General features: G+C 66.7%; 13 protein-coding genes. 8 read left to right on the top strand and 5 right to left on the bottom strand.

What is annotated here, in order from left to right; genetic code table 11:
• Positions 1-4: 4 nt before the first annotated feature.
• From N5C91_RS20685 to N5C91_RS20675, 3 genes are all read right to left on the bottom strand, one after another.
• Positions 5-1,219, bottom strand: a complete 1,215-nt coding sequence (locus N5C91_RS20685; protein ID WP_275094674.1) for a tryptophan--tRNA ligase — start codon at positions 1,217-1,219, stop codon at positions 5-7.
• 61 nt (positions 1,220-1,280) lie between these two features.
• Positions 1,281-1,910: an L-threonylcarbamoyladenylate synthase gene (locus N5C91_RS20680; RefSeq protein ID WP_236171022.1), complete on the bottom strand. Its 630-nt coding sequence runs from the start codon at positions 1,908-1,910 to the stop codon at positions 1,281-1,283.
• A complete protein-coding gene (locus N5C91_RS20675) occupies positions 1,907-2,782 on the bottom strand; it encodes a PHP domain-containing protein (protein WP_236171023.1) in 876 nt (291 codons plus the stop codon). Before N5C91_RS20675 ends, N5C91_RS20680 begins: the two co-directional genes overlap by 4 nt.
• Before the next feature lie 170 nt (positions 2,783-2,952).
• Here N5C91_RS20675 and N5C91_RS20670 point away from each other — a divergent pair, with 170 nt between their 5' ends.
• The 7 genes from N5C91_RS20670 (at position 2,953) to N5C91_RS20640 (ending at position 7,620) form a co-directional block, all read left to right on the top strand.
• Positions 2,953-3,546, top strand: a complete 594-nt coding sequence (locus N5C91_RS20670; protein WP_279831667.1) for a septation protein A — start codon at positions 2,953-2,955, stop codon at positions 3,544-3,546.
• A gap of 1 nt (position 3,547) precedes the next feature.
• Complete coding sequence (locus N5C91_RS20665; RefSeq protein WP_152224716.1) at positions 3,548-3,847, top strand: YciI family protein; 300 nt, start codon at positions 3,548-3,550, stop codon at positions 3,845-3,847.
• 107 nt (positions 3,848-3,954) lie between these two features.
• Positions 3,955-4,365, top strand: coding sequence for a translation initiation factor 2 (IF-2, GTPase) (locus N5C91_RS20660; RefSeq protein ID WP_236171025.1), 411 nt, complete (start codon positions 3,955-3,957; stop codon positions 4,363-4,365).
• 13 nt (positions 4,366-4,378) lie between these two features.
• The gene (locus N5C91_RS20655; protein ID WP_236171026.1) at positions 4,379-5,056 is read left to right on the top strand and encodes a response regulator transcription factor; all 678 of its coding nucleotides are present in this window, start codon (positions 4,379-4,381) and stop codon (positions 5,054-5,056) included.
• A gap of 170 nt (positions 5,057-5,226) precedes the next feature.
• Positions 5,227-5,682, top strand: coding sequence for a Spy/CpxP family protein refolding chaperone (locus tag N5C91_RS20650; protein ID WP_279831664.1), 456 nt, complete (start codon positions 5,227-5,229; stop codon positions 5,680-5,682).
• A gap of 94 nt (positions 5,683-5,776) precedes the next feature.
• On the top strand, positions 5,777-7,114 hold the full coding sequence (locus N5C91_RS20645) for a HAMP domain-containing sensor histidine kinase (protein WP_236171028.1): 1,338 nt from the start codon (positions 5,777-5,779) through the stop codon (positions 7,112-7,114).
• Between the two features lie 26 nt (positions 7,115-7,140).
• Positions 7,141-7,620, top strand: coding sequence for a hypothetical protein (locus tag N5C91_RS20640; protein WP_279831663.1), 480 nt, complete (start codon positions 7,141-7,143; stop codon positions 7,618-7,620).
• Here the strand turns inward: N5C91_RS20640 and N5C91_RS20635 are convergent.
• Positions 7,601-8,161, bottom strand: a complete 561-nt coding sequence (locus tag N5C91_RS20635) for a nitroreductase family protein (protein ID WP_279831662.1) — start codon at positions 8,159-8,161, stop codon at positions 7,601-7,603. The two genes, N5C91_RS20640 and N5C91_RS20635, sit on opposite strands and share 20 nt — an antisense overlap.
• A 179-nt stretch (positions 8,162-8,340) precedes the next feature.
• Between N5C91_RS20635 and N5C91_RS20630 the strand changes: the two genes are divergently transcribed.
• Complete coding sequence (locus N5C91_RS20630; RefSeq protein WP_236171031.1) at positions 8,341-9,795, top strand: TrkH family potassium uptake protein; 1,455 nt, start codon at positions 8,341-8,343, stop codon at positions 9,793-9,795.
• Positions 9,796-10,050: 255 nt separating this feature from the next.
• Here the strand turns inward: N5C91_RS20630 and N5C91_RS20625 are convergent, their stop codons facing one another.
• A complete protein-coding gene (locus N5C91_RS20625; RefSeq protein ID WP_279831655.1) occupies positions 10,051-11,049 on the bottom strand; it encodes an AraC family transcriptional regulator in 999 nt (332 codons plus the stop codon).
• Positions 11,050-11,111: the final 62 nt, after the last annotated feature.

The raw sequence follows: 11,111 nt of genomic DNA, 5'->3' as shown, positions 1-11,111 counted from the left end.
CTGCCTATCGGTAGGACAGCCCCATCGCATGCCGCACCTCCACCAGCGTCTCCCGCGCCGCCTCGCGAGCGCGTTCGGCGCCTTCGGCGAGGATGCTGCGCACCAGTTCGGGGTTGTCCTCGTAGTCCAGCGCGCGGGCCTGGATCGGCGCCAGTTCGTGGCGGATCGATTCGATCAGCGGGCGCTTGCAGTCCAGGCAGCCGATGCCTGCGCTGCGGCATCCCTCCTGCACCCACTGGCGACAGCCATCGTCGGAATAGATCAGGTGCCACTGCCACACCGGGCAACGCTCCGGCTCACCTGGATCGTGACGGTGCACGCGCGCGGGGTCGGTGGGCATGCGCGCGACTTTCTCCTCGATCACCTCCGGGCTATCGCGCAGGGCGATGGTGTTGTGGTGCGACTTGGACATCTTCTGCCCGTCCAGCCCCGGCATCTTCGGCGCATGGCTGGTGAGGGTCTGCGGCTCGGGCAGCAGCACGCGGCTGGTGCCTTCGAGGTAGCCGAACAGTCGATCGCGGTCGCCCAGGGTCAGGCTCTGCTGCTCCATGAGCAGCGCCCGGGCGGTTTCCAGGGCTTCGCCGTCACCCTGCTCCTGCCAGGCCCGACGCAGGCTGCTGTAGAGCTTGCCGGTCTTCTTGCCCAGGCGGGCGATGGCGGTCTGGGCGCGGTCCTCGAAATCCACCTCGCCACCGTACAGGTGGTTGAAGCGGCGGGCGATCTCGCGGGTGAACTCGACGTGGGCGAACTGGTCCGAGCCCACCGGCACGAGACCGGCGCGATAGATCAGGATATCCGCCGCCTGCAGCAGCGGGTAACCGAGGAAGCCGAAAGTGGAAAGGTCCTTGTGGACCAGCTTCTCCTGCAGTTCCTTGTAGGTCGGCACGCGCTCCAGCCAGGACAGCGGGCAGATCATCGACAGCAACAGGTGCAACTCGGCGTGCTCGGGGACCTGGGACTGGACGAACATCGTCGCGGCGCTGGGGCTGATGCCCACCGCCAGCCAGTCGATGGCCATGTCGCGCACGTGCTGGCGGATGCTGGCGGTCTCGTCGTACTCGGTGGTCAGGGCGTGCCAGTCGACAATCGAGAAGTAGCATTCGTACTCGTGCTGCAGCTTCACCCAGTTCTGCAGCACACCGTGGTAATGCCCCAGGTGCAGGCGCCCGGTGGGGCGCATGCCGGACAGCACACGACGCAGGGATTCGACGCTGGTCAAGCGATCAACCTCGCGGGTTCGGCGATGGAACGGGGGAGTATAGCCAGCACGCCGGGCGTGCTCAGGCGTTGACCATGAAGGGCTCCGGGTCGCCACAACCGACCCGCACGACCACCGGGTCTTCGTCGGTCAGGGCGATCACCGTGGAGGCTTCGCCGCCGCCAAAGCCGCCGTCAATGATGAGGTCGACCACGTGCTCCAGTTGATCGCGCATTTCATAAGGGTCGTTCAGCGGCTCCGTCTCCCCCGGCAGGATCAGGCTGACGCTCATCAGCGGCTCACCCAGCTCCTCCAGCAGCGCCAGGGCGATCGGGCAGGCCGGTACCCGCAAGCCGATGGTACGGCGCTTGGGGTGCAGCAGCATGCGCGGCACTTCGCGCGTTGCGTTGAGGATGAACGTGTAGGGGCCGGGCGTATGCGCCTTGAGCAGGCGGAACAGGCCGGTATCGACCTTGGCATAGAGGCCGAGCTCCGACAGGTCGCGGCAGACCAGGGTGAAGTTGTGCTTGTCGTCCAGCCGGCGGATGTGGCGGATGCGTTCCACCGCGGACTTCTCGCCGATGCGGCAGCCCAGCGCATAGGACGAGTCGGTGGGATAGGCGATCACGCCCCCCTGACGGACGATCTCCACCGCCTGCTTGATCAGGCGCGCCTGGGGGTTTTCCGGATGGATCTGAAAGAACTGGCTCATGGCGTCTCCTTGATCCCGATGGCGTTCTCGGCGCTGGCGAAGCGCGGCCAGAGCGGTGGCAGGTCTTCCGGCACGCTCCGGTAGAGGCCCAGCTCCGACCAGTCGCTGGGGCCGTGGAAGTCGCTGCCGGCAGTGACCATCAGGCCGAACTCGCGAACCAGGATGCTCAGCACCCCGACCTGTTCGGCCGGCTGCGGGCCGTTGCAGACTTCCAGCGCATGGCCGCCGGCGGCAATGAACTCCGCCACCAGCTTGCGTCGCTTGGTGCGGGTGAAATCGTACTGGTACGGGTGCGCCAGGCTGATCCAGGCGCCCGCCGCGCGCAGCGTGCCGACTGCATCCGCAAGGCTCGGCCAGTGCTGCTTGACGTCGCCCAGCTTGCCGGCGCCCAGCCACTTGCGGAAGGCTTCGGCGCGATCCTTGACGTGCCCCTGGCGCAGCAGGAACTCGGCGAAGTGCGGGCGAGCCGGGGCGTTCTCGCTATCGCCCAGCTCAGCCTGCACCGCCCGCGCGCCCTCGAAGGCACCGGGCATGCCCTTGGCTTCCAGGCGTCGGCCGATCTCCTCGGCGCGGGTCCAGCGCGCGCGGTGCAGGTCATCCAGCGCCCTGACCAGCGGCTCCGACTGGGCGTCGAAACCATAGCCGAGCACATGGATGGTCGCTCCGCCCCAGGTGCAGGACAGCTCGACGCCGTCGACCAGCTCCATGCCCAGTGCCTGTGCCGCGCTACGCGCTTCGGGCAGGCCGTCGAGCGTGTCGTGGTCGGTCAGCGCCAGCACGCGCACGCCGCGCCCGTGGGCGCGCTCGACCAGTGCCGTCGGGCTGAGCTGTCCGTCGGACGCGGTACTGTGGCAGTGCAGGTCAACTCGCATGCGGTATCCAGGAGGGGCGATGGGATAACTTTCTGTTATAGACGCTTTGCTGCCAACACGATCACGGCAATCGCTTGAAACCATGATATGACGCAGCGTTGGGCGGATGGCCCTTTCAGTTCACCCGCAGGTTGGTATTATGCCGGCTCAACTGGGCTCTGGCTGCCGTAATGAAGCAATTCATCGATTTCATTCCCCTCATCCTCTTCTTCATCGTCTACAAGCTCGACCCGCGCAACGTCGAACTCGCCGGCCAGAGCTTCTCGGTCGGCGGGATCTACAGCGCCACGGCCGTGCTGATCGCCACTTCCGTGGTGGTCTATGGCGCCCTGCTGATCAAGCAGCGCAAGCTGGACAAGGCCCAGTGGGTGACGCTCGCCGCCTGCCTGGTGTTCGGTGGCATGACCCTGGCCTTCCACAGCGAAACCTTCCTCAAGTGGAAAGCGCCGGTGGTGAACTGGCTCTTCGCCCTGGCTTTCGCCGGCAGCCACTTCATCGGCGACCGCCCGCTGATCCAGCGCATCATGGGCCACGCGGTGAACCTGACCGATTCCCTCTGGGCGAAGCTGAACATCGCCTGGGTGCTGTTCTTCCTGATCTGCGGCTGTGTCCAGCTGTTCGTCGCCTTCACCTTCCAGAGCATCTGGGTGGACTTCAAGGTGTTCGGCAGCCTGGGCATGACCCTGCTGTTCCTGATCGGCCAGGGTGTATTCCTGGCCCGCCACATGCACGATGAACCTACCGGCGAAAAACCCAAGGACTGACATGCTCTACGCGATCATTGCCCGTGATATCACTGCATCCCAAGAACGCCGCCTGGCAACCCGTCCGGCGCACATCGCGCGCCTGGAGCAACTGAAGGAAGAGGGCCGCCTGGTACTGGCCGGCCCGCACCCGGCCATCGACAGCAACGACCCGGGCGCTGCCGGCTTCACCGGCAGCCTGATCGTCGCCGAGTTCGAGTCCCTGGCCGCCGCCCAGGCCTGGGCTGACGCCGACCCGTACCGTGCCGCCGGCGTCTATGCAGACGTCGTGGTCAAGCCGTTCAAGAAAGTCCTGCCCTAACAGCGCGCGAGCGTTGCACCCCGCGGCACGGAGCGCCACGGGGCATCGCAGCCGGACACCGCCGGGAAGGCCATGGACGGCGGCACGTCATCGAACAAGGAGTCCCGATGCGCCGTTTGCCCCTGCTCGCCTGCCTCGCCCTGCCACTGCCCGCCCTCGCCGAAGAGCCCGTCACGGAGCAACCGGCACAAACCGCTGTCCAAGAAACGGCCCAAGCACCGGACGCCGGTCCTGAACTGGAACAGCGCCTGGCCGAAAGCGAACGGCAGCGTGCCGAACTGGCCGCGCAGCTCGCCAACCCTGACAACAGCCAGGATGAAGCGCGCATCGCTCGTCTGACCCAGGAAAACCAGCGCCTGAAGCTGCAGCTGCGCGAGGCCCAGGCCAACCAGCCGCCGCGCCTGCTCAGCGAGCAGCAGACCTGGTACGTAAGCGGTGCCGGCACTGCCCTGCTGGCGTTCATCCTCGGCATGCTCAGCCGTGGCCGGCGCCGTTCGCGCCGCGAATGGATCAACTGAAAGAAGCCTCTCCATGAGTGAACTGCTGCTGATCGACGACGACGTCGAACTCTGCGAACTGCTGACTACCTGGCTGGCCCAGGAAGGCTTCAGCATCCGCGCCGCCCACGATGGTGCGCAGGCTCGCGCCGCCCTGGGCAGCCGCGCGCCGGACGCAGTGGTGCTCGACGTGATGCTGCCCGACGGCAGCGGCCTGGAACTGCTCAAGTCATTGCGCAGCGACCACCCGGACCTGCCGGTACTGATGCTCTCCGCCCGCGGCGAGCCGCTGGACCGCATCCTTGGCCTGGAGTTGGGCGCCGACGATTACCTGGCCAAACCCTGCGACCCCCGCGAGCTGACCGCCCGCCTGCGTGCCGTGCTGCGCCGCAGCCACCCGGCGCAACCCGCCGCGCAACTGGAGCTGGGCGACCTGGCGCTGAACCTGTCGCGCGGCGTGGCCAGCATCGGCGCGGAAGAAATCAGCCTGACGCTCTCCGAGAGCCGCATTCTCGAAGCCCTGCTGCGCCAGCCCGGCGAGCCGCTGGACAAGCAGGCGCTGGCCCAGCTCGCACTGGGCCGCAAGCTGACCCTGTACGACCGCAGCCTGGACATGCACGTCAGCAACCTGCGCAAGAAGCTCGGCGGCCACCCCGATGGCCGCCCGCGCATCCTCGCCCTGCGCGGGCGCGGCTACTTCTACGCGCCCTGAGCAGCGCCACGCTTCCGACCCGGGCCGCTCTGGTCCGGGCTTTCGTAAAGATTCCAGCAGGGCTTCACCTAATCTTTACCGAAGCTTTACGTGGGACTGACTGCCCTTGACCTTGCCGACCCTAGACTGGGCTCATCCGGTAACGACCGGCCCCTGAAAGGAGAAACACCATGCGCAAGACCCTGACCGCCCTGCTGATCGCCGCCGCCCTGCCGACCGTCGCGCTGGCGGCCACTCCCGCGCCGACCGACGCACCGCCGCCGGCCCCGTTCATGAAAGACCACGGCCCGGGCATGCACCGCGGCGAACACGGCGGCCCGTTCCGCGAGCTGAACCTGACCCAGGACCAGCGCCAGCAGATCGGCAAGCTGATGGGCGACTCGATGAAAGATCGCCGCGCCATCACCGAGAAATACTGGAACAAGCTGCCTGAGGCCGACCGCAAGGCCATGCAGGAAGAGCTCAAGGCCAACCACGACAAGACCGACGCCAGCGTCCGCGGCATCCTCACTCCCGAGCAGCAGAAGAAGTTCGACGAGTTGAAGAAGCAGCGCGAACAGCGCAAGGCCGAATGGGCGGAATTCCAGACCTGGAAGGCCCAGAGGGACGGCGCCAAGACCAACTGATTCGCTCCAGCAAACGCAGGCGCCGGGTTCTATCCCGGCGTCTTGCCGTGGAGCCCCTGACAACGGATAGACCATGCGGCTGAACAGGAAGACCATGCGTTCACTCTTCTGGCGGATCCTCGCCGCCTTCTGGCTCGCCCTGTTGCTGGTGGCCGGACTGTCGATCCTGCTGGGCCGTGCGCTGAACCAGGACACCTGGGTCATCGCCCGCTATCCGGGGCTGCACGACATCGCCAGGCAATGGACCCTGCTGTACGAGACCAAAGGCCCGGATGCCGCGCAACAACTGCTGGAAAGCCGGCGCAAGGATTACGAGCTCTCGGTACAGGTGCTCGACGAAACCGGCCAGCGTCTGGTCAATGGCACCTACCTGCCACGACCACCGCGTCCACGCGACAACAGCTTCGACCGTGAAAACCTGCCGCGCTTCCCCTGGCGCCAGTTGAGCCAGGAATACACCAGCAGCCGCACCGACCAGACCTACCTGTTCATCTACCGAATTCCACACCCGACACTGCAGGCCTGGCACCGCAGCAGCCTGCTCTGGCCGCTCAGCGCGCTGGGTATCGCACTGGTGGTACTGACCGTATTCAGCCTGCTGCTGACGCTGTCCATCACCCGCCCGCTGAATCGCCTGCGCCGCGCCGTGCATGACCTCGGCCAGACCAGTTATCAACAGGACAGCCTCGCCCGCCTCTCACGCCGTGGCGACGAACTGGGCGTGCTGGCCCGCGACTTCAACCGCATGGGCGCCCGCCTGCAAGGGCTGATCGGCAGCCAGCGCCAACTGCTGCGCGACGTATCCCACGAACTGCGCTCACCGCTGGCGCGCCTGCGCATCGCCCTGGCCCTGGCCGAACGCGCCGGCCCCGAGCAGCGTGCCGCCATGTGGCCGCGCCTGGAACAGGAGTGCGATCGCCTGGAAGCGCTGATCGGCGAAATCCTCGCCCTCGCCCGCCTCGACGCCGAACCGGGCCCGACCAGCCGCATCGAGCTGCTGCCCTTGTTCGAGCGCCTGCGCAGCGATGCGCAACTGCTCTACCCCGAGCAGCACGTCCAGCTCGACATCGCGCCACAACTGGCCGTCGACGGCTGGCCAGACATGCTCGAACGTGCCCTCGACAACCTGCTGCGCAACGCCCTGCGCTTCAATCCAGCTGAACAGCCGCTGGAAGTGCAGGCGCGGATCGATGGAGAGCGCCTGCACATCAGTGTGCGCGACCACGGCCCCGGCGCCAGCGACGAACACCTGGCGCAGATGGGCGAACCCTTCTTCCGCGCTCCCAACCAGAGCAGCCCCGGCCATGGCCTGGGCCTGGCCATCGCCCGTCGCGCCATCGAGCGCCACCACGGACGGCTGCGCCTGGCCAACCATCCCGACGGCGGCTTCCTCGCGAGCATCGACCTGCCGCTGCGCCGCCAGGCCGCCTGAGTCGAGCGCACTTTCGGAGAGTGACCATGAGCCTTCCCGCCTTCGCTACCCCGATTCCCGCTCTGCAACAGCCGCTTCCTCCGGCAGTCCTGCTGCGCAGCGAACCCTACGACGATCCGCAGTACCTGGTGCTGGCGGTGGAGCTGGCACGGCTCGCCGAACAATGGCGCGCACGCTGGCCCGGCTTGCGCCTGAGCCTGCCGCAGAACGGCACCTGGCCGCTGGAAAGCTGGCCGGATGCGCTGGGCGAAGCTCTGGACGCATTACTGGAAGCAGCGCTGATGCGGCATCCGCATGCCAACCTGAAGCTGTCGCTCGGTTCGGCGCACGGCGCCCTCAGGCTGGACCTGCAAGGCCACGATCCGCAGGCGCGGGCATGGCTGGCGGAAGCGCTGCCTGCGGCTCGCCGGTTGACTAGCTGGCAGGGCGGGCACCTGCTCTGGCGTGCCCGCGACGGTGGCTGGAAAGTTCGCCTGGAACTGCCGCTCAGCCCCGCCAGGCGCTGACGAAACCTGCCGGGTCCAGCGGCGCCGGGCGGCGCAGCTCGCCGATCGGCGTGCCGAGATAGATGAAGCCGACGATACGCTCGTTCTCCTCCAGGCCCAGGCCTGCGCGCACCAACGGATCGAACGCCATCGCACCGGTGCGCCACATCGCCCCCAGTCCCTCGACGTAGGCGGCCTGGATGATGCCGTGAGCGGCACAACCCGCCGCCAGCCACTGCTCGATCTCCGGCACCTTGGGGTGATCCTGCAGGCGTGCCACGGCCACCACCAGCAGCGGAGCGCGCAGCGGCATGGCACGGGCCTTGTCCAGCGCCTCAGGCTTGCCATCGGGCTCATTCGCCGCCACGGCGCGGGCAAACAGCTCACCCAGCTGCTGGCGCGCCTCGCCTTCCACGGTAATGAAGCGCCAGGGGCGCAACTGCCCGTGGTCCGGAGCGCGCAAGGCGCTGCGGAACAGCCGGTCCAGTTGCTCGGCAGACGGTGCCGGCTCGCTCAGGCGGGCATGGGACACACGGTTGAGCAACGCGTCGAGAGCCTCCATGGGCTGCCTCCAGTCAATCTCGAAAGCCGCCATTGTAGACGCAAAGGGTTCGCATTTGCCCAGCAAAGGCAACGCAAGCCTTACCCGCTCAACTTGTAAAGAGGAACGCGGTCACGCGGTTTACTCTCGCCAGACGGCAGGTAAAATGGCCGATTCCTTTTCGTTTCAGACCTCAGCGCATGGCCCTGCCGACACTACGCACACTCGGATTCATCATCGGCATCTTCGTGATCACGCTGGCGGTCGCCATGCTGGTCCCCATGGCCACGCTGCTCTACTACGGCCGCGCCAACGAACTGCATCCCTTCATCTGGTCGGCAATCATCACCTTCACCTGCGGGCTGGGCATGGTCATCCCCGGCCGCCCGGAGCAAGTGCACCTGCGCCCGCGGGACATGTACATGCTCACCGTGTCGAGTTGGGTGATCGTCTGTTTCTTCTCCTCCCTGCCCTTCATGTTCGCCCGGCATATCAGTTTCACCGACGCGATTTTCGAGAGCATGTCCGGCATCACCGCCACCGGTTCGACCGTGCTTTCCGGGCTGGACAAGATGTCGCCGGGGATCCTGATCTGGCGCTCGCTGCTGCACTGGCTCGGCGGTATCGGCTTCATCGCCATGGCGGTGGCGATCCTGCCGATGCTGCGCATCGGTGGCATGCGCCTGTTCCAGACCGAGTCCTCGGACCGCTCCGACAAGGTCATGCCGCGCTCGCACATGGTGGCCAAGTACATCGTCGGGGTTTACGTGGCCATCACCATCGCCGGCACCCTGGCCTTCTGGTGGGCCGGCATGGGCCTGTTCGATTCGCTCAACCACGCCATGTCGGCAATCTCCACCGGCGGCTTCTCCACCTCCGACCAGTCACTGGCCAAATGGCACCAACCGGCGGTGCACTGGGTCGCGGTGGTGGTAATGATCCTGGGCAGCATCCCCTTCGTACTCTATGTCGCCACCCTGCGCGGCAACCGCAAGGCGCTGATCCGTGACCACCAGGTGCACGGTTTCCTCGGCCTGCTGGTGTTCACCTGGCTGGTAATGGGCACCTGGTACTCGGTGAACTCCGACCTGCCCTGGCTGGACGCCTTCCGTATCGTTGCAGTGAACGTCACCTCGGTAGTCACCACCACCGGCTTCGCCCTGGGTGACTACAGCCTGTGGGGCCACTTCTCGATCATGCTGTTTTTCTACCTGGGCTTCATCGGCGGTTGCTCCGGTTCCACCGCCGGCGGGATCAAGATCTTCCGCTTCCAGGTCGCCTTCACCCTGCTGCGCGCCAGCCTCTACCAGTTGATCCACCCACGCGCGGTGATCCGCCAGAGCTACAACGGCCATCGCCTGGACGAAGAGATCGTGCGCTCGATCCTGACCTTCTCGTTCTTCTTCGGCGCTACCGTCGGCGCGCTGGCACTGGGCCTGTCGTTCCTCGGCCTGGACTGGATGACCTCGCTGACCGGCGCCGCCAGCACCGTTGCGGGTGTCGGCCCGGGCATGGGCCCGATCATCGGCCCGTCGGGCAACTTCGCCTCGCTGCCGGACGCCGCCAAGTGGCTGCTCTGCGGCGGCATGCTGGCGGGGCGCCTGGAGATCATCACCGTGCTGGTGCTGTTCACCCCGGCGTTCTGGCGGCATTGAGGCACACGGCGGCGCTCCGTCCTGCAGGATAAACACCTCGTAGGATGGCGTGGAGCGCAGCGATACCCATCAATCCCGGCCGCCAACGGCATGGGTATCGCTGCGCTCCACCCATCCTACTGACTATTCAGCCTGGCGTTCTGGCGGCATTGAGCGCGGCGATCAGCCCCCTGTAGGAGCGAGCTTGCTCGCGAACGAGTCTCCCGGCAGCTCCGGCCTCAAGCGGTTCGCGAGCAAGCTCGCTCCTACAAGAGCCTAGAGCTCTTCGCGGTACTCCCCCGGCGTCTTGCCGAACCAGCGGCGGAAGGCGCGGAAGAAATTGCTCGGCTCCGAGAACCCCAGCAGGTAGGCAATTTCCAGCAGCGTCATGCGCGGCGTGGCGAGGTATTGCTGGGCCAGTTCACGGCGGGTGTCGTCGAGCAGTTGCTGATAGCTGCTGCCCTCTTCCTGCAGGCGCCGCTGCAAGGTGCGCTCGGACAGGTGCAGCGCCTGCGCCACGCTCTCACGCTTGGGCTCGCCCTGCGGCAGTAGGCGGCACAGCACCTGGCGTGTCTGGTGGCTGAAGCGGCTGCTGACGAAGCGCGCCAGGTATTCCCCGGCAAAGCGGTCATGCAGGCGCGCCAGCTCTTCGTTGGCGGTGGGCAGCGGCGCGCTCATGTCCTCGTGGGAAAACAGCATCGCGCAATCCGAATGGCCGAAACTCAGCGGCGCCTGGAACAACTCGCGGTAGGGCTCAAGGTTCTGCGGTGCCTCGCCGGCCAGGCGCACTTCCAGTGGCTTGATCGCTCGCCCGGTGATCCAGCGCAGCATGGCGGTCAAGCTGGCCAGCGAGCACTCCGCACTCTGCCGTGGCACCGGCAGGCGATCACCATGGACCACGATGCGATACAGGCAGCCCTCGGGCAGACGGCGGAAGGTCAGGTCGGCGCCCTCGGCGATGATCCGCTGGTAGCGCTCCAGGCGCTCGAAACCCTCGCCCAGGTTGCGACTGGACATCAGCGCGTAGCCCACCACCGGGAACGCCGGGGTGTGCACGCGGGCAATGTTGAGGCCGATGGCCGGGTTGCCGGACAGCTCCACGGCGCGGTTCCACAGCTGGCTCAGGGCGTCCTGCGGGAAGCGCGCATCGGGATCGTCGAGGGCCGCGAAATCCAGCCCCAGTTCGGTGAACAACGCGCGGCAGTCGAGGCCTTCCAGCTCCAGCGACTGGACGATCCCCCGCACCCAGCTCGACAGGGTTGTACGCTCAGGCATGCATATTCTTCTGGTTATGGTGGTGATCCGCGCCGGACCGCTTGGGCGCAGGCGGCACACGG

Origin of the sequence: Pseudomonas sp. GD03903 (assembly GCF_029840045.1) — a bacterium.
Taxonomy (GTDB): Bacteria; Pseudomonadota; Gammaproteobacteria; order Pseudomonadales; family Pseudomonadaceae; genus Pseudomonas; species Pseudomonas pseudonitroreducens.
Note: the sequence above shows the minus strand (reverse complement) of the source record. Positions and strands in the feature narration are given on the sequence as shown.

What these genes read in the sequence shown, in the direction of transcription:
- N5C91_RS20680 (WP_236171022.1), bottom strand. Translation starts at nt 1,910, where the DNA reads ATGAGCCAGTTCTTTCAGATCCATCCGGAAAACCCCCAGGCGCGCCTG.
- N5C91_RS20675 (WP_236171023.1), bottom strand. Translation starts at nt 2,782, where the DNA reads ATGCGAGTTGACCTGCACTGCCACAGTACCGCGTCCGACGGACAGCTC.
- N5C91_RS20670 (WP_279831667.1), top strand. Translation starts at nt 2,953, where the DNA reads ATGAAGCAATTCATCGATTTCATTCCCCTCATCCTCTTCTTCATCGTC.
- N5C91_RS20665 (WP_152224716.1), top strand. Translation starts at nt 3,548, where the DNA reads ATGCTCTACGCGATCATTGCCCGTGATATCACTGCATCCCAAGAACGC.
- N5C91_RS20660 (WP_236171025.1), top strand. Translation starts at nt 3,955, where the DNA reads ATGCGCCGTTTGCCCCTGCTCGCCTGCCTCGCCCTGCCACTGCCCGCC.
- N5C91_RS20655 (WP_236171026.1), top strand. Translation starts at nt 4,379, where the DNA reads ATGAGTGAACTGCTGCTGATCGACGACGACGTCGAACTCTGCGAACTG.
- N5C91_RS20650 (WP_279831664.1), top strand. Translation starts at nt 5,227, where the DNA reads ATGCGCAAGACCCTGACCGCCCTGCTGATCGCCGCCGCCCTGCCGACC.
- N5C91_RS20645 (WP_236171028.1), top strand. Translation starts at nt 5,777, where the DNA reads ATGCGTTCACTCTTCTGGCGGATCCTCGCCGCCTTCTGGCTCGCCCTG.
- N5C91_RS20640 (WP_279831663.1), top strand. Translation starts at nt 7,141, where the DNA reads ATGAGCCTTCCCGCCTTCGCTACCCCGATTCCCGCTCTGCAACAGCCG.
- N5C91_RS20635 (WP_279831662.1), bottom strand. Translation starts at nt 8,161, where the DNA reads ATGGAGGCTCTCGACGCGTTGCTCAACCGTGTGTCCCATGCCCGCCTG.
- N5C91_RS20630 (WP_236171031.1), top strand. Translation starts at nt 8,341, where the DNA reads ATGGCCCTGCCGACACTACGCACACTCGGATTCATCATCGGCATCTTC.
- N5C91_RS20625 (WP_279831655.1), bottom strand. Translation starts at nt 11,049, where the DNA reads ATGCCTGAGCGTACAACCCTGTCGAGCTGGGTGCGGGGGATCGTCCAG.